The 23,605-nt window shown below is 57.8% G+C and carries 19 protein-coding genes; 4 read left to right on the top strand and 15 right to left on the bottom strand.

The window, feature by feature from the left end; translation table 11 throughout:
- A partial coding sequence (locus tag Q0K10_RS07330; RefSeq protein WP_294505221.1) for a hypothetical protein occupies positions 1-712 on the top strand: 712 nt, incomplete at its 5' end.
- A gap of 731 nt (positions 713-1,443) precedes the next feature.
- Here Q0K10_RS07330 and Q0K10_RS07335 read toward each other — a convergent pair.
- Positions 1,444-2,715: a phosphatidylserine decarboxylase family protein gene (locus Q0K10_RS07335; RefSeq protein WP_294505224.1), complete on the bottom strand. Its 1,272-nt coding sequence runs from the start codon at positions 2,713-2,715 to the stop codon at positions 1,444-1,446.
- 301 nt (positions 2,716-3,016) lie between these two features.
- Between Q0K10_RS07335 and Q0K10_RS07340 the strand changes: the two genes are divergently transcribed.
- The 3 genes from Q0K10_RS07340 to Q0K10_RS07350 are packed head-to-tail and all read left to right on the top strand — an operon-like array spanning position 3,017 to position 6,951.
- A complete protein-coding gene (locus Q0K10_RS07340; RefSeq protein WP_294505226.1) occupies positions 3,017-4,681 on the top strand; it encodes a glycosyltransferase family 39 protein in 1,665 nt (554 codons plus the stop codon).
- Positions 4,678-6,360, top strand: coding sequence for a phospholipid carrier-dependent glycosyltransferase (locus Q0K10_RS07345; RefSeq protein ID WP_294505229.1), 1,683 nt, complete (start codon positions 4,678-4,680; stop codon positions 6,358-6,360). Before Q0K10_RS07340 ends, Q0K10_RS07345 begins: the two co-directional genes overlap by 4 nt.
- A 15-nt stretch (positions 6,361-6,375) precedes the next feature.
- Positions 6,376-6,951 (top strand): rRNA adenine N-6-methyltransferase family protein, encoded by a 576-nt coding sequence (locus Q0K10_RS07350; protein WP_294505231.1) that lies wholly within the window; start codon positions 6,376-6,378, stop codon positions 6,949-6,951.
- Between the two features lie 151 nt (positions 6,952-7,102).
- Here Q0K10_RS07350 and Q0K10_RS07355 read toward each other — a convergent pair whose 3' ends face one another.
- The 14 genes from Q0K10_RS07355 to Q0K10_RS07420 all read right to left on the bottom strand — a co-directional run bounded on the left by Q0K10_RS07355 (position 7,103) and on the right by Q0K10_RS07420 (position 23,519).
- Positions 7,103-7,909 (bottom strand): M48 family metallopeptidase, encoded by an 807-nt coding sequence (locus Q0K10_RS07355; RefSeq protein WP_294505234.1) that lies wholly within the window; start codon positions 7,907-7,909, stop codon positions 7,103-7,105.
- Between the two features lie 14 nt (positions 7,910-7,923).
- Positions 7,924-9,246, bottom strand: a complete 1,323-nt coding sequence (locus Q0K10_RS07360; RefSeq protein WP_294505236.1) for a phenylacetate--CoA ligase family protein — start codon at positions 9,244-9,246, stop codon at positions 7,924-7,926.
- Between the two features lie 24 nt (positions 9,247-9,270).
- Positions 9,271-9,699 (bottom strand): ACT domain-containing protein, encoded by a 429-nt coding sequence (locus Q0K10_RS07365; protein ID WP_294505239.1) that lies wholly within the window; start codon positions 9,697-9,699, stop codon positions 9,271-9,273.
- A gap of 18 nt (positions 9,700-9,717) precedes the next feature.
- Positions 9,718-10,191, bottom strand: coding sequence for an indolepyruvate oxidoreductase subunit beta (locus Q0K10_RS07370; protein ID WP_294505242.1), 474 nt, complete (start codon positions 10,189-10,191; stop codon positions 9,718-9,720).
- A gap of 1 nt (position 10,192) precedes the next feature.
- The gene (locus tag Q0K10_RS07375; protein ID WP_294505246.1) at positions 10,193-11,773 is read right to left on the bottom strand and encodes a thiamine pyrophosphate-dependent enzyme; all 1,581 of its coding nucleotides are present in this window, start codon (positions 11,771-11,773) and stop codon (positions 10,193-10,195) included.
- A gap of 29 nt (positions 11,774-11,802) precedes the next feature.
- Positions 11,803-13,290, bottom strand: a complete 1,488-nt coding sequence (locus Q0K10_RS07380; protein WP_294505248.1) for a hypothetical protein — start codon at positions 13,288-13,290, stop codon at positions 11,803-11,805.
- Positions 13,283-14,044 (bottom strand): tRNA pseudouridine(55) synthase TruB, encoded by a 762-nt coding sequence (gene truB / locus Q0K10_RS07385; RefSeq protein ID WP_294505251.1) that lies wholly within the window; start codon positions 14,042-14,044, stop codon positions 13,283-13,285. Before truB ends, Q0K10_RS07380 begins: the two co-directional genes overlap by 8 nt.
- Before the next feature lie 6 nt (positions 14,045-14,050).
- Complete coding sequence (locus Q0K10_RS07390) at positions 14,051-15,064, bottom strand: DHH family phosphoesterase (RefSeq protein ID WP_294505253.1); 1,014 nt, start codon at positions 15,062-15,064, stop codon at positions 14,051-14,053.
- Positions 15,057-15,428, bottom strand: coding sequence for a 30S ribosome-binding factor RbfA (gene rbfA, locus Q0K10_RS07395; protein WP_294505255.1), 372 nt, complete (start codon positions 15,426-15,428; stop codon positions 15,057-15,059). Before rbfA ends, Q0K10_RS07390 begins: the two co-directional genes overlap by 8 nt.
- A gap of 1 nt (position 15,429) precedes the next feature.
- Complete coding sequence (infB, locus tag Q0K10_RS07400) at positions 15,430-17,526, bottom strand: translation initiation factor IF-2 (RefSeq protein WP_294505258.1); 2,097 nt, start codon at positions 17,524-17,526, stop codon at positions 15,430-15,432.
- A gap of 29 nt (positions 17,527-17,555) precedes the next feature.
- The gene (gene nusA / locus Q0K10_RS07405; protein ID WP_294505261.1) at positions 17,556-18,794 is read right to left on the bottom strand and encodes a transcription termination factor NusA; all 1,239 of its coding nucleotides are present in this window, start codon (positions 18,792-18,794) and stop codon (positions 17,556-17,558) included.
- A gap of 263 nt (positions 18,795-19,057) precedes the next feature.
- The gene (locus Q0K10_RS07410) at positions 19,058-20,227 is read right to left on the bottom strand and encodes an aminotransferase class V-fold PLP-dependent enzyme (protein WP_294505264.1); all 1,170 of its coding nucleotides are present in this window, start codon (positions 20,225-20,227) and stop codon (positions 19,058-19,060) included.
- 129 nt (positions 20,228-20,356) lie between these two features.
- Positions 20,357-21,742 carry a chromosomal replication initiator protein DnaA gene (gene dnaA / locus Q0K10_RS07415; RefSeq protein WP_294505267.1) on the bottom strand — a complete coding sequence of 462 codons (1,386 nt, stop codon included), beginning with the start codon at positions 21,740-21,742 and terminating at the stop codon, positions 20,357-20,359.
- A 439-nt stretch (positions 21,743-22,181) separates the two neighbouring features.
- Positions 22,182-23,519 carry a hypothetical protein gene (locus Q0K10_RS07420; protein ID WP_294505269.1) on the bottom strand — a complete coding sequence of 446 codons (1,338 nt, stop codon included), beginning with the start codon at positions 23,517-23,519 and terminating at the stop codon, positions 22,182-22,184.
- Positions 23,520-23,605: the final 86 nt, after the last annotated feature.

The following is a 23,605-nucleotide window of genomic DNA, read 5'->3' on the forward strand; positions in this document are numbered from 1 at the left end:
TCAAGAGGATTTTGAGTTATTTCAGTTTCGGTTTCCATCACACACGCGAGGGCTGCTTAGCCTAAGAATATCAATAACTTTTTGCTCTTCTTGGTTGAAAAAACAAAAATTCATGGTATACTTACTCCATAAATTTTATCAACACAGAAAGCAAATCATGACCAGAATTAGTTTCCGCGACAGAAAGGATGAAATTAATCTAAACGACACTCTTCCTGATCTAGTTTGGGTCGGAAATCTATCCATCGCAGAGAAGACAAAAATAACGTCAGGATTACCAACAGCTGGAGGATTACTGCGAATTCGCTGGGCAAGAAATTCAGCTCTTAAGTTCCCTCGGCAAGCCATTATCCATGTTTCTTATGGATATAGTTCGCAGAAAGAAAAACAGCTTGAGATTATCTCTGATGCTATGGAGGATATCTTATATATAGGGAAAGCTTTGGATATCCGAGAACGTGTTTTCAGAATATTTTCACGCAAGCAAAGCTCAAATTCTACAGCGCGTAAGATTTTAGCTTTGTTGAAAAGCGTCAAAGAGGACTCTATAGGCCAACAATGTGATGATATCTCTAATGAAGAGTTAATCTTTGTGAAATCAGAAATTGTTTTAGATTATATGATCATTGACAATCCCCTACTGCGGGATTTTATGAAAGCTTATGCTGTGAGTACAGAAAAATCCTGTTTGAACGTGGGATTGGAGCATTAATTAAAGGTTTTATACGTCACTTATCAAGGAGATTTCAAGGTACTTCCGTTCTCTACCGAGGTACCACATCCACGCCAGAAGAGGTATCTGGAAGTACCACCGAGTACCATTGGAAATCATTTGGAATTATATGGAACAAAGTTTCATTGCACAGAAACTTGATATCCACCTGTTGCTTCCTGAAATTCACAACACATTCAATATTTTCATCCGGGCAAAGTACCATCAAGTACCATTGAAATATATTCATTGGTATCGTTTGAGATTGGCTACGGGCGATGCCGGAGGCGTTGTTTCGGGCGGGAGAGGTAGCTTTTACGCCCGTTTTTCAGGCGAATTTTCTTACCGTCCCGGGTACCAGCTTTAAACTCCTGTTCCCCCTCAAATTGGAATGATTTGTTGGGGATTTTTTTGCGTTTGCGTAAAATATGTATGTCAAATCTTTCGCTTTTTCTCCGGTTTGAATCATGAATCAAAGTTGCTTTGTGGTTGAGCAGAGGCTCTTGAAGCATCTTCGAGCCGGGGATGGGGTTTGTCTCCATGGAACGAACGCTCATCCCATGACGCCGCAGTGGCGGAGGTTGACCTGGTTTTGCAATCGACAGCCTTTTCGAGCTTCCGTTTTTTTCCCGTTTTGCGGTTGTTTCCGGCGCAGAACAGAGGGGCCGTTGAGAGATGAGAAAAAACGGGCCGGACGCCTTTGAGACGTTCCGGCCCGGACGTGCGGTGGGTTACTTCTTTCGCGGTTTTACCGTCGCGATGCGGGCGTTGATGTTGATGTTCGAACTTTCAAGCCCCGGAGTCTGCCCGTTCAAATCGAATTCGATGTCGACATGCGGCCCGAAGATCAGGCAGTGAGTCGAACCGCCGAAATGGAACATGCCGGTCTCCTGTCCCTTCTTGATATGCTGCCCCTCGTATACGGTGATTTCACAGGTCGAGACCTCCGCCATTCCGATGGCGACGAAACACATGAGTCCGATGTCCGGGTTGTCCGCTTCAATATAGATGACCGCGCGCGTGGCGATTTCAGAAATATACCCCTGCGAATCATTCGGGGCGAGCGGATCATAGCCGACACTGCGGGTTTCCGAATAGTAAGTGCCGGGAATCACGCAGGTTTTGACCACGCGCCCGGAGACCGGCGCATGCCAGCGGTGGTAGGTCAGCGCGCTCAGAAACGCCTGATAGACCGTCCCGCCGACGAACCGCCTGGCCCACGGGTCGTCGTTGAGCATGAATCTCAGCGCGTAAGGCTGTGCTTTGATCCAGAAACGGTCAAGCAACTGGACATTGCGGGCGATCGCGAACGGTGCCGACTCACAGGCATTGACAACCACCGCGTCGTTGTCCGGTTCGGCAACGGGACGGATTCCCTCCCGGAATTCGCGCACAAAGAAGTCGTCCCAGGAACGAAAGCCGTAATGGGGTTTCGACGGGTCACAGACGAACTCATCGGCAAAATTCGGCAGCATTTTTTTCGCATCCTCTCCGAACCAGCCGTTTTTCGGGTCGTCGTTCAGAACATAAGTGCTTTCCGGAGAACGCAGGAAAGTCCCCCATGCGTCGAGAATCGCCTTGATGTGGACGTTGACCTTGTCGTCGATGAATCCGGCCCAGCCGCCGGAGGTCGCCATCGACCAGTTCAGAATCGCATTGAACGGGAAGCCGACAAAGCCGGTCTCATCGAAACTCGGCGCATGCGTCAGAATGACGTTGAACAGCCGCAGCATATGCTGGTAATCCCGCACCTGCGGCAGATCCGGCAGCGCCTTGCTCTTGTTCGCCGGAACTTCGTCGAACATCTGGTTGAAGAACATGTAGGCCTTGGCGTCATTTTCGATGAAGTTCTTGAGGTTTTCCACGACCGGGAGCAGTGGTCCGGTGTCTTTCTCCGCCCTGGCCATGATTTTCTTCATCCAGGCGACGAGAGTCTCCCGGTCGCGCGGCATCCATTTTCCGGCGGCAAACGTCTTGTCGATGGGTTTGACTGCGCTGCTCATGATACGGCTCCTCCCTTGTTTTCTCGGGCGGCGCACACCACAGGAACATGCCGAACTGCAGCCGCGCCGTCCAGGTTTCCTTTTGCAGATCCGAGGCATTCGGACCCTTCCTCTCCTTCTTCTGGAAAAGACTATAGCACCGGGAAATGAAAATACAAGGCCGAATTGAAAAAAAATATATCAGGGTGTATATTTATCAACTGATTTGATCAATTGCACAATGAAAACGGAAACATTGGACTTCGGCGGGGATGCTGAGCGTTCCAGGGATGGGACGATGGAACGGAGAAATTTGAAATTGATGAAAAAATATTATCCGTTTCTGGCTGTACTCTGTCTGGTGCTGCTCTACCTCGGGTCGATCTGGCTGCGTCCACCGTTCCACCCCGGGGAGACGCGCGAATTCGAAATCGCGCGCGAAATCGCTTCCGGCAACGACTGGATCCCGCGCCTGAACGGATTTTCCTGTCATGAAACGCCGCTCCTCGGTGCTCTGATCAACGGATTGTTCATGAAATGGTTCGGCGAGACGCCCGGGGCGGCCCGTCTGCCGGGGGCGCTGGTGACGCTCGCTTCGGCCGGACTGCTCTACTGTCTCTGCCGCCGTTCCGGTGAGGAACGGGTCGGCCGGATCGCCGCGGTGATTTTTCTGCTCTCCGGGCTGGTGTTCCTGGGGGGGACATGGGGGACATCCGGTGCGCTGTTCAGTTTTTCCTTTCTGCTGACGATGACGATGTTCTTTTTCGCCTGCCGGGAGAAGTTGCTCCTGAGGCGGTTCGCCCTGCTCGCTTTTGCCGGGATCGGTATGGGGATGGCGATTCTCGCCGGGGGATTTCCCGGTGTCGTTCTGCCGTTGGCGGCACTGGTGCTGTTTCTCCTCTGGCAGAACGAGTGGAAACGGATCTTCTCTCTGCCGTGGATTCCGCTGGTTTGGGCTTTCGTGATTGCCGGACCGACCGGAGGGGCGGTTTCCCTCCGGAACTCCGGGGCGTTGCTGGAGTTTCTCATGATCCATTCCCCCGTGGCAAATGCGTCATTCTGGCTGGCGCTGCCGATCGTGATCGCCGGGATGCTGCCGTGGATTCTGTTCCTGCCGGGAGTGATCGCCGGATACCGGGGGCGGTGCGGGGAGGCGTTCCGCATGCCGCTGCTGCGATTTGCGGTCTGCATGGGGGGAGCGGGGCTGGTTCTGCTCTCCTTCTCCGTGACGGGGTGGGGGACGGCTTCGATGCTGCTGCCGTGTTTTCCGGCATTCGCGATTCTGCTCGCGTGGGGGCTGGTTCGTTATGCGCAGAGCGGAAAGCTCTATCGCGAGACCGATCGTGTATTGCGCATGATTCTGTTCGGCGGCATTCCCGCTCTTGCCGTGCTGTTTGCGATTCAGGTGATCAACCGCTGGTTGCCGGGGCGGGTCCCGGCGGAACTGCTGCTCTACCGTTCGGGGGAGAATTTCTACTTCCCGGTTTTCGCCGCGCTGGTGTTTCTGATCTGGGTCGGGATGGCGTTGGGCGCGAAGGAAGCCGGGGCGAAATTCGCCTGTTTCTGCGTTGCGGTCGGATTTGTTTTTTTCGCATTTCCGGCACTGCTGCCGCCGCATCTGATTGTCGACAGGACGCCGGTGGATTTCATCGTTCGCGAGTCGCGGAGAACTCTGACGCCGGAGACGCTTGTTCTTGCCGATGAGTCCATGACCTCCGCTGTCGCCTGGGCATTGCGGAGGGCCGACATCGGCATTTACGGGAATCCCGGGGAGTTGGCCGCCGGGATGGAGCCGCAGGGGCCGGGGCGAGTTTATTCTCCGGATCGGGTCGCCGGCATCATTGAAAACGGCACGCAGCCCGTACTCATCGTTACAGACTCGGAGAAACTCGTGCGGGAAATGCCCGCGACTTCGGGAAAATCCTACCGCCGTCGCGGCGGGTTGTTTATTGTTCATTATCAGAAACCGGGAGAACCCAATCTGTGAAGTACTATGCTCTTGTTGCGCTCTTTTTCGTCGTTGCCTATCTGATTCCACTCGGCGGCAGGCCGCTTGTGTCGCCGGATGAATTTCGTTACGCGGAAATTCCGCGCGAGATGATCGATTCGGGGAATTATGTGCTTCCGCACCTGATGAACATGCGGTACTTCGAAAAGCCGGTCATGGGATACTGGCTGACGGCGGGGAGTTTCAAGGTGTTCGGGCAGAATGCGTTTGCTCTGCGGCTTCCCTCCGCGCTCGGTGCGGGGCTTGCGGCGCTGCTCATTGCGCTGCTGATCCGTCAGACATTGCGGGATGACAAGACCGCCGCTCTTGGCGCACTGCTGTTTCTGACCTGTGGACTCGTCTACGGAATCGGCACGTTCGCGGTGCTGGACAGCCAGTTGACCGGGTTTGTGACCGGGGTTTCGTGTGCGGCGTTCCTTGCGGCGATGGAGCCGAAGTTCACCCGCCGCAAGGTGGCGCTGCTGGTGATCTGCGGAGTGTTTGCCGCGCTCGCGTTCATGACGAAGGGGTTTCTCGCGTTTGTCGTGCCGGGGCTGGCGATGTTCGGTTTCCTGGTGTGGGAACGGCGCTGGAAAGAGTTCCTCATTCTGCCGTGGATTCCGCTGGTGACCGCACTGATCCTCATCGCTCCGTGGGCGATTGCCGTGCACCGGGCGGACGGGGATTACTGGAGATATTTCGTGGTAGTGGAGCATCTCCAGCGGTTTTTCTCCGACAGCGGCGAGCAGCATCCGGAACCGTTCTGGTTTCTGATTCCGTATCTGGTTGGAGGGGCGTTCCCGGCGGCGTTTCTGCTTTCCGCGGCGATTCCGGGAATCCGGGCCGAACGCAAGACATTTTTCCGGCAGCCGCTCTACCGGTTCGCGCTGTGCGCAGTCGTTCTGCCGTTCGTGTTTTTTTCCATTTCAAGCGGAAAACTTGCGACTTACATTCTGCCGTGTTTTCCGTTTCTTGCGGTTCTCGGAGCGGGCGGAGTGGCGGCTTATTTCCGAACCGGCGGTCCTTACCGCGCGTTTCACCTGGTGATGTCGATCTGGGGGGCGCTGCTGGCGATCGCGGGAATCGGGGTGCTTGTGATTGCGATCGGGAATCTGATTCCGCAGTTTTCGTCGGTCCGGATCATCGTTGGATTGCTCGGTATTTGCGGAGCGGCCTCCGGGGGGCTTCTGCTGTTCAGCCGCAAGTATATGTGGCGGACGCGCTTCTACCTTTTCTTCGCCGGACTCGGACTGATTCTGATGGTCGGCGGCTGGACGGTCACCCCGGAACTGCTCGACAGCAAAACGCCGGAGTCTGCGCTGAAGGCTCTCGCGGGCGAGCTCAACTACGATCCCGCGACAGCTGTTTTGTTGACGCATCCGAGTATGATTCATGCAATCGGATGGGTTTATCACCGGCCTGACGCGAGGCTGTACAGCTCGGAGGGAGAGTTCTGGTATGGCGTAGACCGTGCGATTGAGGCGGGGGAGACCCCGATCCGGATGGACCGCGATGAGCTTGTTGATCTGCTGATGCGGTCGAACAGGCCGGAGGTGGTCATCATCTATCGCGGCGAAAGAGACCGGCAGTTCCCCGTCGATATGAAACCCCGTTCTGCTGTCGTCAACGATGTTCGTGCATTTGTGTTCCCGCCTGCTCCGGCGGAGAATGAGAACTGATAAGAAGGATCGTAAATGAGCAAAAATGTTTTATTCAGGCGGTTTTTGAGGAATCCGGTGCAGGTGGGGGCGCTCTGTCCTTCGTCGCGGGGACTCTGCCGCATGATGGTGTCGCACGTGGGGATGGAGTCGGCCGGAGTGATCGTCGAACTCGGGCCCGGCACCGGCGTCATCACCCGGGAGATCGTCCGGAAAATGCCGGAAAATGCGAAATTCATCGCCATCGAACTTGATGGGGCATTGTGCAACCTCCTGCGGCAGCAGTTTCCGGAGATCACCGTATGCAATGACTCCGCCGCCGGGATCGGGGAAATCCTCAAACGCTACTCTCTGCCGAATCCGAACGTTGTGATTTCCGGACTGCCGTGGGCGAATTTTACTCCGAAACTCCAGCGCAGCATCCTCTGCTCCGTCGCGGAACACATCGCGCCCGGCGGCTATTTTGCGACTTTCGCCTACCTGCAGGGGCTGATGTTTCCGACCGGGCAGCGGTTCCGCAAACTGCTTGGAGAAGTCTTTTCCGAGGTGGAAACCAGCCCCGTCATCTGGAAAAACCTCCCCCCCGCCTTCGTCTATCGCTGCCGGAAATGATGATAAGCTGTTGATAAGTCGGCGTTCTTTGTTGATAACTTTCCGGAAATTCCGTTTTTTCAGCGGAGTTATCAACAACTTGTTCACAACATGATAACAACCCGGCCGCGGATCTCTCCGCCGACCGGGCTGCCGGCTCGGAACGTATTGTTCAGCGATAGCTTTGACCGGTGCCGAGCTGCTTGGATTTTCGATATTCGGCCTGTGCCTCCGCAAGAGATTCACGCAGTCGTTCAAGCCGTTTTTCGCCGTCCGGATGGGTTGACAGAAACTCCCCGACCACGCCGACCTGATTGAGCTTGCTGAATTTTTCCCAGAAGGTCAGCGCCGCCTGCGGATCGTATCCCGCCTGCGCCATCAGTATCAGTCCGAGGTAATCGGCTTCGAGCTCCTGTGTGCGGCTGTACGGCAGCATCGCAAGCAGATTGCTGGTCGTCTGATAGGCAGGCGTCCAGTCCTGCCCGAGTGCGAGTTCCACCATCACGCCGCCGCACGCCTGGATGACCGATTGGCTGCTGCGTTCCATCCCGTGCCGGGCGAGCGCGTGCGCAACCTCATGGCCTGCCACGGTCGCAAGCTCCGCGTCATTGTCGAAAAGCTGGAACAAACTTGAGTAGACTGCCACCTTGCCGCCGGGCAGCGCAAAAGCGTTCGCCTCGTTCGACTCAAAAACAACGAACTCCCAATCGTAGGAGGGTTTGTTTGCAGCTGCGGCGATATTGCGGCCGACCCGCTGCAATGCAGCGTTGTACGTCGCATTCGTCGACACCTTTTCCTGAGCCTTGACCTGCTGCCAGGCCTCCGCGCCCGAACTGATGTCGGTGCTTTCGTCATAGAACATGAGCTGCGTCCGCCCCGTTCGGGGGGCGGAGACACAACCCGCGGCGAGAAGAATCAGACCCGCGGCGGAAACCAGCGATGCACAGAACCGTATCAGACCTGTCGTGAGGTTCCGCATGACGATGTGTCTCCTCAGTCATTAAGTTTGCGGTTGTCGATCACGCGCTTCGCCTTGCCGGTGAACCGTTCGAGCGTGTTGGGCTCGACAAGTTCGATATTGAAGTGAAGCCCCGTGATGGCGGTGACTTCGCGGCCGATCCGGTCGCGCAGCTTGTGCATCGCCTCCATCTTGTCGGAGAAGTCCTGCTGCCGGATCTCCACCTTGATCGACGCTTCATCGAGGTTGCCCGGACGCGAAAGCTCGATCATGAAGTGCGGCGCGGTTCCGTCCACGCGCAGCAGCGCCTCCTCGATCTGAGTCGGAAAGACGTTCACTCCGCGGATGATCATCATGTCGTCCGACCGGCCGCGGATGCGGCTCATGCGCCGGGTCGTGCGCCCGCACGGGCACGGACCGCTCTCGATCCGTGCGAGGTCGCGCGTACGGTAACGGATGATCGGGCACGCCTCCTTGTTGAGGCTCGTGATGACCAGCTCGCCCTGTTCGCCTTCCGCGACCGGTTCAAGGGTTTCGGGATTGAGGCACTCCACAAGGAACTGATCCTCCTGGATGTGCATGCCGCGGCGTGCCGCGCACTCTCCGGAGACGCCGGGACCGATGATTTCAGAAAGTCCGTAGTTGTTGAACGCCCGGATTCCGAGCTCTTCCTCAATTCCGGCGCGCATCTCCTCGGTCCACGGTTCCCCGCCGAGGTGCGCGTAGCGCAGCGCGAGCTTGTTTTTCTTGCCCATTGCGGTGATCGTTTCCGCGAGATTCAGCGCGTAGGATGGTGTGCAGATCAGCGTATTGATCCCCGCATCCTCCAGCAGCAGGATCTGCCGCTGTGTGTTTCCGCTCGATGCCGGCAGCACTGCCGCACCGACCCGTTCGATTCCCGCATGGAGTCCGAACCCCCCCGTGAAGAGCCCGTACCCGAATGACACCTGCACGAGCTGATCCGGCGTAAGTCCGCCCGCCACGAGGAAACGCGCGCACAGATCCGCCCAGAGATTCAGGTCGTTCCGGGTGTAACCGACAAAGGTCGGCTTGCCGGTGGTTCCGCTTGATGCGTGGATGCGCGCGAGCTCCGCGCGCGGCACCGCGAAGAATCCGAACGGATACGCATCGCGCAAATCCTGCTTGGTCGTGAACGGCAGCCGCCGCAGATCGTCGACCGAACGGATCGACTCCGGAGTGATTTTCAGCTCCTCGAATTTCCGGCTGTAAAACGGAATTTTTCCCGCGCGTTCCACGGTGCGGCGCAGCCCGGCGGCCTGGAGCTTCACGCGTTCGTCACGCGCCATACACTCCGCCGCCGGATCGAAAATCCGGTTGGGTACTACAAACTCTGACATTTTAACTTCTTCTTCAATCCATCATTATCGGAACAGTTCCGACGCCTTGACCAGTTTGATCGGTTCATCCTTCAACAGTTCAATCGCATGGAGCGGATCTTCGAAACGGAAGACGATGACCGCTTTGTCGTCCATGCCGAACGTGAACGCGTACATATACTCCACCGAGAGCTGGTGGCGGTCGAGAATCGCGAGAATGTCCGCCAGTCCGCCCGGACGGTCGGGCACTTCCAGCGCGAGCACATCCGTCACCTTCACGATGAAACCGGCTTTCTCAAGCGCTTCGCGCGCCTGTTCATGTTCCGCGAGCAGCAGCCGCAGAATCCCGAACTGCTGCGTATCGGCCAGCGACAGCGTCCGAATCGACAGATTGTTGTCTTTCAATACCTTGCAAACCGCGCTGAGGCTGCCCGGACGATTTTCCACGAACAATGACAACTGTTTGATCGGCATAATCTCCTCCCTGCTGGTTTATTTTTTCCGGCCGAGCCGGAACATTTCGATGTTCATCTCATGCAGCTTCTGCGGCAGGAATGCCTTTATGACTTCGAGCCACAGCTCTTCCCCGATCGCGGGGAACTTGTCCGAAAGCGCGCCGAGCATCATAATGTTCAACGCCTTCGGGCTCTTGAGCTTATCCATCGGTACATCGTCGGTCGTAATGAGCGTCCCTCCCTGCTTGAGCTTGTGCAGATTCACCTCGATCTGGGTCGGATCAAGTACCACGAGGAAATCGCTCTCTCCCTCCGGCACCATCGGGCTGGCCACTTCGTCGCCGAAACGCACTTCGCTCGAAACCGAGCCTCCGCGCTGACTCATGCCGTGAACCTCGCTCTTTTTCACGTCGTATCCCGCACGGAACAGCACTTCCGCAAGGATATCCGTCACTTTGAGCACGCCCTGGCCGCCGAGGCCCGAGACGGTGATGTTCGTTACGTTCGCCATGTCACTTGTTCTCCTCATACGATTTGATCTTGACCGCGGCCAGAATGCAGGGGCGGCGGCAGATGATGACACTCGTGTCATTCGATGCGAGCCGTTTCTTCAGCAGCTCCTTGAATCCCTCCTGATCGAGCACCGCGTCGACGACATCGACGTTGTCCACCCCGATTCCCCGGAGCGTCTCTTCGATCGAAACCGGATGAGGGCAGGGGGTGTGGTCGAGCAGCCGGCCGGTTCCGGGATGCTCCTGAAGTCCCGTCATGGCGGTCGTGCTGTTGTCGAGAATCAGCACCACATGGCCCGTCGCCGGGCGGTTGTAGACCATCTCGACGATGCCGTTGATTCCGGTGTGCAGAAAGGTCGAGTCGCCGATCACACTGACCACGCGGCGCGCTTCCGCCTCCGGCAACGCCTTGCGCAGTCCGAGTCCGACCGTGATCGAAGCGCCCATGCAGACGCAGGTGTCGACTGCTTCGAACGGCGGCAGCACGCCGAGCGTGTAGCAGCCGATGTCGCCCGAGACAATGCAGTTCATGTCGCGCAGCACCTCATAAGATTTGCGGTGCGGACAGCCGACGCAGAGTTGCGGCGGCTTGCCGGCTGGCGGCTGTGCTTCCGGCGTCAGATCGTTTGCGAGCAGTTTGCGCACTCGGTTGACATTGAGTTCCCCGAAGCGGAACATCTCCGCCTTGCCTTCGACCGGGATCCCGGCTGCCTTGACCGCATCCTCAAGAACCGGATCGCCCTCTTCAACGACCACGCACCGTTTGACTGAACCGGCGAAGCGGCGAATCGTCTCCAGCGGCAGCGGGTAGGTCATGCCGATCTTCAGAATCGACGCTTCCGGCGCCGCGTCGCGCACATGCTGGAAGCTGATTCCGGAGGTGATGACGCCGAGTTCGTTCGACTTGCGGATCTCCTTCGTGAATTCGCCTTTTTCATTCAACGCTTCGAGTTCATGGAGCGATGCGCGCAGTTTGCGGTGGGCGATCCGGGCGTAGGCGGGGATCATGACGTTGCTCTTCGGATCCTTGTCGAAGCGGGTCGCACGCGGTTCGACCCGGCCGCGCCGTTCGAGGATGCACTTCGAGTGGCAGACCCGCATCGTGACGCGGAACAGCACCGGGCGACGGTACGCCTCGGAGATTTCAAACGCGCGGATCAGGAAGTCATAGCACTCCTGCGAGTCGGCCGGTTCGAACATCGGCACGCCCGCGGCGATCGCATAGCGTCGGTTGTCCTGTTCATTCTGGCTTGAAGCCATGCCCGGATCGTCCGCGCTCACGAGCACGAGTCCGCCCGGCGTGCCGGAGTAGGCGATCGTGAACAGCGGATCCGCCGCGACGTTCACACCGACATGCTTCATCGTGACAAGCGACCGGCCGTTCGCGAACGCCACGCCGATTCCGACTTCGAGCGCGCATTTCTCATTCGGCGCCCATTCGGCGCGGCCGCCGAGCGCACTGAAATTTTCCAGGATTTCCGATGAGGGCGTGCCCGGGTATCCCACCCCGAGATGCACGCCGCAGTCGAGTGCGGCCATCGCCATGGCTTCGTTGCCGCTTGCGAGCAATCTTTGATTCATATCGTATCTTCTCCTTGAGATTGTTGCTGTTACTGCTCCTGCTCCTGAGCGTCCTTTCCGGCGATTCCGGTCAGTTCGGAGATCAGCGTTTCATGTTCATCGGTTCGCATTTCCACGGTTTCGGCGAGGTGATCGAGCTCCGCCGCGTCAGGCGTATAGCCCGGATCGTTCAGTATCTTCAGAATTTCGTCGAGCTGCATGGCGACCGCCGCAAGTTTGTGCATATTTTCGTGCGGCAGTTGATCGATCTTCTCTCCGATCGAGGCGAGAAAGTCGAAGAATTCGAGCCGGTCGTCGACCAGTTCGAGAATCGATGAACGCACCGGTCCCTTGGGTTCGTCGTCAACCCGGTTGTAATTCTCCGTCAGCTCTTCGAAACGATCTTCGACATAATTGTAGAAAACCGCCTGCTGTCCCTCGTCGGCGAAATGCAGTTTCTCCCGTCCGAACGCGCGTGCGAAGAACTCTTCGAAATCAAGTTCGCGCGCATAACAGCAGTCGAGAATGTAGCTGTCCACCTCGACCGGCGTCAGCGGGGAGCCGACTTCGCGCAGCAATGTTCCGATTTCGCCGGTTTCCCCGCGCGAGACACTGATTCCCTCCGGGAGATCGAGCGGATACTCGTCCGAATGTTCCGCGCGTTTCGCGAGCACCGTGTGGTCGGTCTCAAAATTGATTTCCACTTCGTTCGTGCGCCGTACAAACTCGTCCAGCGATGCGGATTTTGCGGCTTCCGGCAGCGTCTCTTTGCCGATAAAGCAGGCGTAGGCAAGCTGTTCCGGAATTTCCGGGTAGGATTCAAAGCGATCGAAGACACTCTCCAGCGCCTTTTCGTAAGCCGCGATCCAGCTCTTGAGATCACTCTCTTTGCGCGCGTCTCCGGGAAGCGCCCGGAAACGAATCCTCCCTGTATTCCAATCTTCGACCCGGCAGAGCAGAGCATCGCCCTCCCGGAAGTGGTTTTTTCGATAGAACTCCTTCAGATCGAAAACGTTCAGCGTCACGAGCCCATCGGGGTCCGGGCGGCGCGAAAGGTGGGCGTTGGCTGCGGATTCCGCCGTGAAGAAGTCGAAGATCTGCTCGGAACCCAGCAGCAGATGATGGTGAAACGCCTGAGATACCGGCAGATGAATCGTCTCGAGTTCCACGGCCGTTCCGTCCTGCGTCTCGAGTCTGATCTCCGAGGGGAAGATTTCCGGATTCACATAAGCGGAAAAGCGATGTCCCGGAAAGAGAAACCCCTGTTCAATCTCCCATGCGTCGGGCGTGATGAGGAACTCATAGCCGCGGAAGAAGTCGGCCCGCAGCGTGTACTTCCCCTTGCCGTCGTCAAAGAAACGGTCGTCCCCCGCCAGCGTGCGGTCGACCCGGTCGACAAGCGCCCGCAGTTTTTTTCCGCCCAACTGTCGAATCAGTTGCGCGGCGGAGAGCTCCCTGCCGCTCCCCGTTGCGATCCAGGCGTCAATCGCATCCTCAATCTGCCGGATCGAAAATTCCGGCTCCTTCGCATCACTCATGACTCACCCCCGCAATTTTCGAGAGCCGTTCAAACAGAAACTTCCGGATGTGGATCTCCAGATCCGCCTGCTCAAAACTTTTGAGCTGCTCGACCGTGATCGCATCTGCGATGCTGAACTGTCCGCTGACGGTTCGTCGCAGTGCCGCAAGGGTGCCGCCACAGCCGAGCCTTTTGCCGGCGTCGGAACAGAGCGTCCGGACGTAAGTCCCTTTTGAACAGTGCATTGTAAATTCACAGAACGGCAATTCGATTTTCGTTACATCGATCGAGAAGATCGTAATCGGTTTCGCCTCCCGTTCCACTTCAACGCCTTTCCGGGCGAGTTCGTAAAGTTTTTTTCCGTCCTTCTTGACCGCCGAGACCATCGGCGGCGTCTGCATCTGTTCGCCGACAAATCCGGCCAGTGTTTTGCGCAGCAGCTCCGGCGTGACCGCCGACCAGTCGTGTGTGGCCGTCACTTCGCCATCAAGGTCGCAGGAGTCGGTCTCCAGCCCGAGCTGAAGTTTCGCCTCATACACCTTGTCCTCCCCGCTGAATTTCGATGAGAGCTGCGTAAATTTGCCGAGCACGAGCACCAGCAGCCCCGTCGCGGCGGGGTCGAGCGTTCCACAATGGCCGACCTTCGGCACATTGAATCGCGCCCGCACGAAGTTCACCACATCGAAACTGGTCCACTCCAACGGCTTGTCGACCAGCAGAACCCCGCTCGTATGAAACGGGGGCAGCCGGTGTCTGGATGGGTTGTATCGCATGAAATATCAATCCTGTTCTCGGTCGCCAAGCAGCGCGGCGACTTTCTCCAGCAGCAGCGCTTCGACCTGGTTGTGATCCATTTCCCGCAGCGTGATTCCGGCCGCCATTTCGTGACCGCCGCCGCCGAGACTCCGGGCCAGCGGACCGACCGGATACCGCTGATCCTTGCTGCGCAACGAAACCTTGAAGCTGTCCCCCTTGCGATAATAGAGGGCGACGACTTTTGTCCCGGCCACTTCCCGCAGCAGATCGATGACACCTTCTCCGTCGCGCATGTCGAAATTGTGTTTCGCAAACAGCTCATCCGGAATATACGCGTAAATATAACGCCCGTCGAATGCCAGTTTTTCCTGCGTCTCAAGCAGTTCCGTTTCAAAATGCTGCTGGTTCAACGGTTTGGAGTAGTAGGCGGCGTTCACCACCCGTTCCAGATCCGCGCCGTTGTCGAGCAGATCCGCCGTTACCCGCAACGTGTTGCCGAGCGTGTTCGAAAAGCGGAACGCCCCTGTGTCGGTCACGATCCCGAGCAGCCAGAGCGTCGCGGCCCGCTTCGGAATCTGCAACTCCGTGGCGATTGCGATTTGCGCGGCAAGCTGGCTTGCCGCGGCCGCCCGCGGCACAACGAGATTCCAGCGCGCATTCACATTGTTCCCGCCGTGATGGTCGACGTTCAACATCGGTGTCCCGGAAAGCTCCGGAAGCAAAACCGGATCCACCGCCGGCCCGCAGGCAATGCGTTCGCGGTTCGCGCAGTCGAGCAGCAAAATCAGATTGTAACCGGCAACTTCTTCCGGTGTGAGCGTCGTCTTATAGTCGCCGATCAACTCCAGATAACGGGTCGGGGGAGGCGTGGGAAGTACCACATCCACCTCGCAGCCGCAACTTTCGCGCAGAAATTCCCGCATCCCGAACGAGGAACCGATGGCGTCTCCGTCCGGCCTTTCATGGGTCAGAATCAGGATCCGTTTCTGTTCGAGCAGCAGCGCGGCCGCTTCCGGAATGGAGAGCGCTTCACTCATTGCGTTTCTTTTCTTCCTCTTCGGCCTGCTGGAGCAGCTCAAGCACGCGATCCCCCTTTTCCGTTCGCGTATCGAGCCGGAAGTCCAGCACCGGCGTGTGTTTAAATGCAAGATTGCGTCCGACCCGGGCCTGAATCCCGGCCCGGTCGACGGACAACTCGTGCATGATCGCCTCCCGGTCCGACGCTTTGCCGCCGAAGATGCTCACATACACCGTCGCGTTGCGGAGGTCGACGCTGGCCTTCACCTCCGTCACCGAAACAAGCATCCCCGGAGGAACGAGAAGATCCCGCTCGAACGTCTCGGCCAGTTCGCGTTTCATCAGAGCATTGACCCGGGCCAGCCGGTCTACTTTTTCCGCCATATCAAAGGGTCGCTTTCTTCAGTTCGATTTCATAGATTTCGATTTCATCGTCGACCTGGAAGTCCATGAAATTGTCAAGCCGGATGCCGCACTCAAGACCCGCCTTGACCTCCTTCACATCATCCTTGAAGCGGCGCAGGCTCGCCACCTCTCCGTTGTAGATCAGGTCGCCGCCGCGCCGCACCCGCGCTTTGGCTCCAACTTTGACCACGCCGGATTCGACGATGCAGCCGCAGATCTTCGGCCCTTTCGAAAGCTCGATAACCTGAAGAATCTTCGCTTTGCCGAGCGGCTTTTCCCGTTTTTCCGGCTCAAGTTTTCCGGCAAGCGCATCCGTGATATCCTCAAGCAGTTCATAGATGATGCTGTAAAGCCGGATCTCGACTTTCTGCTTTTTGGCCATTTCATTCACACCCGGATTGACCCGGACATGAAATCCGATGACGATCGAATTCGTCGCCGCCGCAAGCGCAATGTCGTTTTCGCTGATCGGACCGACGGCGTTTGCAATGACTTCGGCCTTGATCTTCTCGTGAGGGAGCTCCGCAAGGGAATGCTCGATCGCTTCGCCGGAACCCTTCACGTCCGATTTAATGATGATGTTCAGAACATTCTGATGTTCGCTGTTGAGTTTGCTGAACAAATCCTCCGCCGTGGCGATCGCACTTGTGGCGAGCATGCTTCCGCGTTTGGCGGCAATGCGTTCCTGCGCCTCGTTGCGCGCGGCTTTTTCCGTGTCGAAGATCTCAATGCGGTCGCCCGCCTCCGGAACTCCCGAAAGCCCGACCACTTTCACCGGAACGCTCGGCCCGGCCGTCTTCACCCGCTCGCCCTTGTCGTTGATCAGCATGCGGATGCGCCCGTAGTGCTCGCCGCAGAGAATCGTGTCGCCGACATGCAATGTGCCGTCCTGCACAAGAACGCTCGCGGTCGGCCCGAGCCCGGCTTCCATCTGCGCTTCGAGAACCGCCCCCGAGGCACGCCGTTTCGGGTTGGCCTTGAGCTCGAGGATTTCCGCCTCCAGCAGAATGCGGTCGAGCAGATCGGTCAAGCCCTGTCCGGTCTTGGCTGAAACCCGCACGGTTCCGACGTTGCCGCCCCAGTCTTCGCTGGTCAGACCGTTCTGCTGCATGTGCAGAAGAATCTTGTCCGGATCCGCTTCCGGAAGATCCATTTTGTTGATCGCCACGATGATCGGAACCTTTGCCGCTTTCGCATGGTTCATCGCTTCGATCGTCTGCGGCTTGAATCCCTCGGTCGCGCTCACAACCAGCACGACCAGGTCGGTCAGATTCGCTCCGCGGGCCCGCATATTCGTGAACGCCGCGTGTCCCGGGGTGTCGATGAAGGTGATCGGCTTGCCGTTGTGAGTGACCGTCGATGCGCCGATGTGCTGTGTGATCGCTCCCGCCTCGGTATCGGTTACGTGCGTATGGCGCACCGCATCCTGAAGCGAGGTTTTCCCGTGGTCGACGTGTCCCATGAAGGTGACTACGGGCGGACGCTCCTTCAGATCAGCCGGATTCTCTTCCTGCTTCGGCTTCGCCGGAGCGACCGGAGCCGGAGCCGGTTTCGGAGCGGCGCCGATTTCAAGTTCGTAACCGTATGATGTGCAGAGCTTTCTCGCATTCGCTTCACTGATCGGCTGGTTGATTCCTGCGAGTTCACCGAGCTTGATGAGATCGGTGATGAGCTCATTCGGCTTTTTGCCCACCGCCTCGGCCAGAGCTTTTACGATGATCGGGGAGGGGAGCGTCACCTTTCCACCGCGGGGAGCGCCGGAAGCTGCCGCGCCGCCGTGCTGAGATCCACGGTTGCCTTTCCCGTGCGCATTGTTGTTGCGCCCGCGATCGTTCTCTTCGCGTCGGCCGGCCGGTTTTTTCCCGCCTTTTTTGCCGGATTTCTTGTCGGCCACCGGCTCGTCCTGTTCATAGAGGTCGGCAAAAAACATTTCGACGAGCTCGACCATATCGTCCGGAATGACGCTGTTTTCCGCATCGGGCGTTTCAATTCCCTGGCCGGCAAGCTCCTCCATAACTGATTTTGCCGAGACCCCGTACTGTTTTGCAATATCCTTTACTTTCAATATTTTACTCAATTTCTGTCCCTCCGGTATGCCGCGGAATCTCACGCATCGAGGCGGTCAAATGCGCGGTTGATTTCATCTGCGTTGATTCCGTCAAGCTCAAGCAGTGTGTCGCGCCCGGCCTCCCGGACGCCGTCCACAGTCACGTAGCCGTTGCTGATCAGCAGATCCGCCGTCCCTTCCGAAATCCCGAGTTCGGATGAGAGCCGGACCGCCGCCTGATGCAGCTGGTCGCGGAACGACCCCCGGTCGGCTTTCGGCTCCTCGTTCTGAATCGTGATGTTCCAGCCGATCAGCTTCGAGCAGAGGCGGACATTCTGCGCCTTTTTGCCGAAAGCGATTTTCGACTGCTCTTCCGTCACATGGACGATGAGTTCATGTTTCGCCTCGTTCACTTCGACGGACTGCACTTTGGCCGGGAGCAGCGCGTTGGTCGCATATTTCCGGATGTCCGCGTCCCAGGGGACGATGTCGATCCGTTCCATTCCGAGCTCGGCCGTGATGTTGCGCACGCGGTTGCCGCGGACGCCGACGCACGAACCCACCGGGTCGACGCGCGGATCCGTGCTCATGACCGCCACCTTCGTGCGGTTGCCCGCCTCACGCGCAATTCCCTTGATGACCACGACGCCGTCGTGGATTTCACTGACCTCGCGCTCGAAAAGTTTCTGCACGAATTCCGGACAGGCGCGCGAAACGATCAGGCTCGGTCCGGAGGTGTTGATGTCGATCTTCTGCAGATAGGCGTTGATCCGCTCGCCCGGCTGGTACTGTTCGCCGTGAACCTTCTCTTTCGACGGCATGATCCCTTCAGCGCGCTGGAAGTCGATGATGATGCTCCCCGCATCGAAACGGCGCACCGTCCCGTTCAGAATCGTGCCGACCCGGTCGGCGAACTCCTCCTGCACGTTCTCCTTCTCCGCCTTGCGCAGCTGCTGGATCATCGCCTGGCGCGCGGTCTGCGCCGCGATCCGGCCGAAGTTGTGCGGCGTCACCTCCCACTCGACGATGTCGCCGAGCTTCACATCAGGAAAGCGCTCCTGCGCGCGGGTGATCACAAGCTGATCGCAGGTCGGATTCTCCTTGACCACCTCAAGCATCGCCCAGGCGCGGATCGCTCCGGTCGCCGGATCAATTTTCACCTTCAGCTCATTGGCCGGATGAATGCTTTTGCGCGAGCCGATGAGAATTGCGTTTTCCAAAGCACGAATCAAGCTGTCGCGGCTGATCCCGCGCTCCTGCTCGATGTAGTCGAGAATCTGAAGTAATTCGTTGCCCATTTCATCCTCCGTTGCATGATCCCCACCACGGGGAATATTCTCTCTCCAAGCCGCCTTGAGTCTTGTTCCGCAAAATAAAAAAGCGGGTAGAGCTGCACCCACTTGACACTTACCGGTACCAGACTATTAATTTACGATGGTAATATAGCTGATTTTATCAGATAATCAAGTATTTTTAACCGCCTCATCCGCAGAAAAAACGCAAAATCGCCCGTCCCCGCGCGCGAACGCGGGCCGGAAGCTGCCGTTGTGTACGGATCGGGTCAGCGGGCGATGTCGTCGGCGAGTTTCCGCACGAGTCCGTCGTTGAAATACTGCATGACCACCACGTGTGAAAATTCTCCCGAGCAGGCCATGCACCAGCGATGGACAACTTCGTCCTTCGGCCGGGGAAAATAGACGGTGTTCGACCAGGGATTCACATGCGCCTCCACGCCGCGTTCACGGAGGGCGGCGGAGAGTTTCCCCGTCATTTCGAGCATGTGTTTCGCCTCGGCCCGGAATCCCTCCGGTTTCGTCGTCATGATCCGCCAGAAGAGTTTCAGCACGTCAAAACCGCTGCGCGAGCAGCTGATCGTCGGCATCATGATTCCGCCGAGATAGGGAATCGTGAGCTTGTTCAAATATTGCAAAATCTCCTTCCGGCAGACAAACACCCCCGCCGGCTCGTTCAGCGCAAAGAACTTGTGCCCGGATACCGCGAGCGAATCGAAGCCCATCACCCGCTGGTCGACCAGTTCGCGCGCCGCAGGATCGTCCAGCCACGGCAGATACCCGCCGAACAGTGCCACGTCAAGATGGCGGTAACATGCCGGAGGGTTGACCTCCTTCAGCACCCGGTCGATCGCGCGCTGGTCGTCGATCGCCCCCTTGAAGGTCCCCCCGACCGCAATCGCCACGAGCGCGGGCCGTTCTGGATCGAGCTGGCGGCGCAGATCTTCCACATCCATCCGGCCTGACGGCTCCACGCCGATGATCCGGGTTTCAATCCGCAGGATGTCGCCGAGTTTCTGCACCGAGTAGTGCGCCTCCGCCGAGACGTAGAGAATCGGCGGTCGGTCCGACTGCGCCTCAAGTGTCTTGCGGCCGAAATAGAGTCCGTGCAGATTCCCGTCGGTTCCGCCGTTGGTCACAACCCCCCAGTGGTTGTCGTGGAAACCGAATGTGCCGGCGATGAAGTCGACGACTTCGCGTTCGAATTCGTCGACGTGCAGCATATCCCAGGCCTCCTTGTAGGGACTGCCGACACTGATGAGCGTCGTATTGCACAGTCCGGTTTCGAGCAGCCACTCATAAAATCCCGAGAGATTCGTCTCCTGGTCAAACGGATAACCGGCCTGAAGATCCCGCCGGGAAACCAGTTCCTTCGCAGCCGCGGTCAGACGGCGGAGCACCGCTTCGTCCGGCATCTTCTGCAACGTCACATCTTTCATTTCATCCCACCTGTCCTTCTTTTGCAGCGAAAAGCATTACTATACCATGTTTCAGCGGAAAAGCAACCGGAAAGAAAAGCGGGGAGGGGCATTTCTGCGCTCTCCCCGCGTAAATTCGGCGTGATCCGGTTACTTTTTCTGAAGCTGCCGCTTGATCTGGGAGATCGCACGGCGGATATTTTCATCGGAACTGGCCAGCTGAGGAACCTTCTTCTCCGCGTGCAGCACGGTCGCATGGTTGCGGCGGAAGGCGGAGCCGACCTCGTTCGAGGAGTTCTGCGTCAGTTCCCGCGAAAGATACATCGCGATCATGCGCGGCTCGGCGATGCCGCGGCTGCGCCGTTCCCCGAGAAGATCCGAGAGCTGGATGCCGAAGTGATCCGCCACCGTCTGCTGGATCTGATCGATCGAGAGATCCCGCGCCGAGGACTCCTGTGCAAGCTGGCTCTGGAGAAGCTCCTCGGCCTGTTCAATGTTGAGCAGCCCCTTTCCGCTGAACGACGCGTAGGAGGCGAGGCGGATGAACGCTCCGCGCAGTCTGCGCACATTCGACGAGATGTTTTTCGCGAGGAACTCAAGCAGCGTATCATCCATGGTGTTCTGCACGAGTGTTTCGCTGCGCATCTGCCGCAGAATCGAAAGACGCGCCTCGTATTCGGGCGGACAGAGTTCCGCGACCATCCCCTGTTCGAACCGGGTTTCGAGCTGCTTGTCGAGCTTCTCGATTTCGCACGGCTGCCGGTCGGAGGTGAGCACGATCTGCTTGTTCCGGTTGTAGAAGAGATTGAAAACATTGAAGAATTCGGCCTGCATCTGTTTTTTCCCGGAGAGCATCTGCACATCGTCAACCAGAAGCACGTCGACATTGCGCAGACGTGACCGGAAGGGGCTCAAATTCTTCTTTTCAAGCAGATTGTAGTAGAACTCGTTGAGCATTTCGTCGCAGGTCATGAGACACACTTCGGTCTTGTTCGAATTTCGCCGCACTTCCGAGGCGATCGCATGCAGCAGATGCGTCTTCCCCGTTCCGCTTACTCCATACAGGAAGAGCGGGTTGTAACGTTTCCCCGGGGCGTCCGCAACCGCGCGTGCCGCAGCGTAGCCGCAACCGTTTTCCGCATCCACGATGAAGCTCTCGAACGTATGCTCTCCAAGCGGACTTTGTGAATTTATGATTTTACGGATGGGGGCGCTTTTTTTCTGCGCTGTTCCGGAAGTTGCAATTGCGGTTGCCGGAACGGGCTCGTCGAGCACCGGCTCGTGGCCCGGCTCAAGCCGGTAGCGGTAATTGATTCCGTCGATTCCGGAGAGCGCCCCCTGGATGAGATCATCGTATTGCTCTTCGATAATGCTCGCGAAAAAGTCGTCCGACACACCGAGTTTCAACGTCCCGTCTTCCAGCGTCAGCGGGGTCATCTTGCGAAACCACTGACGGTACAGATGCTCATTCTGTTCCTTCAGACGGTCTGCCGCAATCGACCAGATGTCTGCTGCGCAGCTCTCTTGCGAATCCATAAGTCCTTCTACCTGTTCTCTTTCCCTTAAACCCATTTCAAAAACATCCGCGCCCGGATTCGTTCGCGACCGCCTTTCAAATGGGCTCAATCCTTTTCCCCGTGACTGTCCGACAATTTCTGCTCCGCTTCCCGGATTTTGGGAAAGCCGGATGCCGGATCTCTCCGTCTCCGCTCCGCCTGATCCGTTCCGACCGTCGGACGAAATGTGTTGACAATCCATTAACAAGTTATTAACAGCCCCCCCGTTTCTCCCGGGGGACAACACTGGACAATGTAGTTGCGTTCTTCTGATAATTCAAATGATTTTTGCGATCTTTTCTAGAAAAAAAGTTGATTTTTTGACTTGACAAAACCGGGAAATGGAGCATCGTTTCCAGACAAAAAAACGGCCGGAAAACGACAGTCTCCGGCCTATGAACGAGTTACGGAAAAGCGACTCAGAAATTAGTGGAATCAATAATCATTCTTATCTTTCCCACCTCCTCCGGCCAGTCGCTGACGTTCTCGAAACGGGCGGGAGTGAACCGTTCTCCGAGTTGCGCGTAAAATGCGTTTCGCTTGAGCCGTCCCGGCAGCTCCTGCTGCGCCCAGTCGCTGAGATAGCCGCGTCCGAGTTTCGAGAAGAGCGTATGACCCGCGAGGATCCGCGCGCCGTGGACGAAGGTTGCAACATGCTTCCGCAGCGGTTCGGCGTTGATGTCGTCGACGAGTTTCTGCCCCGGCGCATTCATCTCCGTGCCGATGATTACCGGCAGGTCGCGTTCATTGCAGGCCGCGATGACGCGATCGAGTTCCGCGATGCAGCGTGCGCTGCCGAGGTTGCGGTCCGGGATGAGGTTCAGCATGGCCGCACCCTTTTCCATGTGAAGATCGAGCAGACGGTCCACATCCGCTTCCCCCGCGGAGAGGCCGTGCAGCCAGGCGATCGTCGGAATCGCGCCGCAGCTGATGATGAACTGATTGAACTCCTCAAGCGCGGGGAACGAGGTCGGAGTCGGGGCGATGTAGCCGGCTCCGCCCTGTTTCATCGTCACAGAGCGGATTTTCGCTTCGAGTTTGACGGGGTCGTCGAGCAGTTTCGCGCCGTCATCCGTTGAGATTTTAAGTTTTCCGGCCCAGAATTCCGCCCTGGCTTCCCGGTCGGAGAACTGCTTTTCGGCCTTTTCCCGATAGGCCCGGCAGAGATGGCGTTCCGTCGCATTGCCGGCCGGGGTCAGCGGCAGGACGTCGTGGTCGAAATCAAGCCGGACCGGATCGAGCGCGGCATTGACCAGCTCAACCATTTTCCTTACGCGCGCGCCCGCGGTTGCTCGAAGTTTGTTGGCGAATTCCTTCGCGCAGGGAGGAATCGTCCCGGTCGGGAAGCCGAGCCCGAGGTGATAGGCTATGCCCGGTTCTCCGGGCGAGTTGATCGCCGCGTCTGCGAGTTCCCTGACAAAGACGCGCGTTTCGATGCCGCATGAGTAGTTCATGTCGAGCTGTTCCGCACATGACCGGAACTCATCGACCGCGTCAAGCACGTCGAAATCGATGATCCCTGCCGCGAGCCAGCCCGATTTCCGCGCAAGATACGCGATCTGCGCCGGAGTGAAGCCGTAGCCGTTGTAGCTGTAACAGGTGTGACAGTGCAGATTGTGCAGCAGCCCCGGCGGATCCGCCGGAAGTTGCCGGTTCCGCCAGAGCGAGGCGATTTCCGCCAGCGCGTTCCGGCGAATGGCACGGTCGGGGCTGTTGAGTTCCTGTTCCAGTGGCTTGAGCTCCTCTCTGCTGATCATCGGCACCTCCTTGGCATCGTGACTGGGTTGCTTTGCGAAAACATCTCTCAAGGGTAATATAACGAATCCGCCGGGGGTTTCAATGG

The sequence above is a fragment of the uncultured Victivallis sp. genome (assembly GCF_944391105.1).
Lineage (GTDB): Bacteria > Verrucomicrobiota > Lentisphaeria > Victivallales > Victivallaceae > Victivallis.

Coding starts and splice junctions, on each gene's coding strand:
- Q0K10_RS07335 (WP_294505224.1), bottom strand. CDS start 2,715: ATGAGCAGCGCAGTCAAACCCATCGACAAGACGTTTGCCGCCGGAAAA.
- Q0K10_RS07340 (WP_294505226.1), top strand. CDS start 3,017: ATGAAAAAATATTATCCGTTTCTGGCTGTACTCTGTCTGGTGCTGCTC.
- Q0K10_RS07350 (WP_294505231.1), top strand. CDS start 6,376: ATGAGCAAAAATGTTTTATTCAGGCGGTTTTTGAGGAATCCGGTGCAG.
- Q0K10_RS07355 (WP_294505234.1), bottom strand. CDS start 7,909: ATGCGGAACCTCACGACAGGTCTGATACGGTTCTGTGCATCGCTGGTT.
- Q0K10_RS07360 (WP_294505236.1), bottom strand. CDS start 9,246: ATGTCAGAGTTTGTAGTACCCAACCGGATTTTCGATCCGGCGGCGGAG.
- Q0K10_RS07365 (WP_294505239.1), bottom strand. CDS start 9,699: ATGCCGATCAAACAGTTGTCATTGTTCGTGGAAAATCGTCCGGGCAGC.
- Q0K10_RS07370 (WP_294505242.1), bottom strand. CDS start 10,191: ATGGCGAACGTAACGAACATCACCGTCTCGGGCCTCGGCGGCCAGGGC.
- Q0K10_RS07375 (WP_294505246.1), bottom strand. CDS start 11,773: ATGAATCAAAGATTGCTCGCAAGCGGCAACGAAGCCATGGCGATGGCC.
- Q0K10_RS07380 (WP_294505248.1), bottom strand. CDS start 13,290: ATGAGTGATGCGAAGGAGCCGGAATTTTCGATCCGGCAGATTGAGGAT.
- truB (WP_294505251.1), bottom strand. CDS start 14,044: ATGCGATACAACCCATCCAGACACCGGCTGCCCCCGTTTCATACGAGC.
- Q0K10_RS07390 (WP_294505253.1), bottom strand. CDS start 15,064: ATGAGTGAAGCGCTCTCCATTCCGGAAGCGGCCGCGCTGCTGCTCGAA.
- rbfA (WP_294505255.1), bottom strand. CDS start 15,428: ATGGCGGAAAAAGTAGACCGGCTGGCCCGGGTCAATGCTCTGATGAAA.
- nusA (WP_294505261.1), bottom strand. CDS start 18,794: ATGGGCAACGAATTACTTCAGATTCTCGACTACATCGAGCAGGAGCGC.
- Q0K10_RS07410 (WP_294505264.1), bottom strand. CDS start 20,227: ATGAAAGATGTGACGTTGCAGAAGATGCCGGACGAAGCGGTGCTCCGC.
- dnaA (WP_294505267.1), bottom strand. CDS start 21,742: ATGGATTCGCAAGAGAGCTGCGCAGCAGACATCTGGTCGATTGCGGCA.
- Q0K10_RS07420 (WP_294505269.1), bottom strand. CDS start 23,519: ATGATCAGCAGAGAGGAGCTCAAGCCACTGGAACAGGAACTCAACAGC.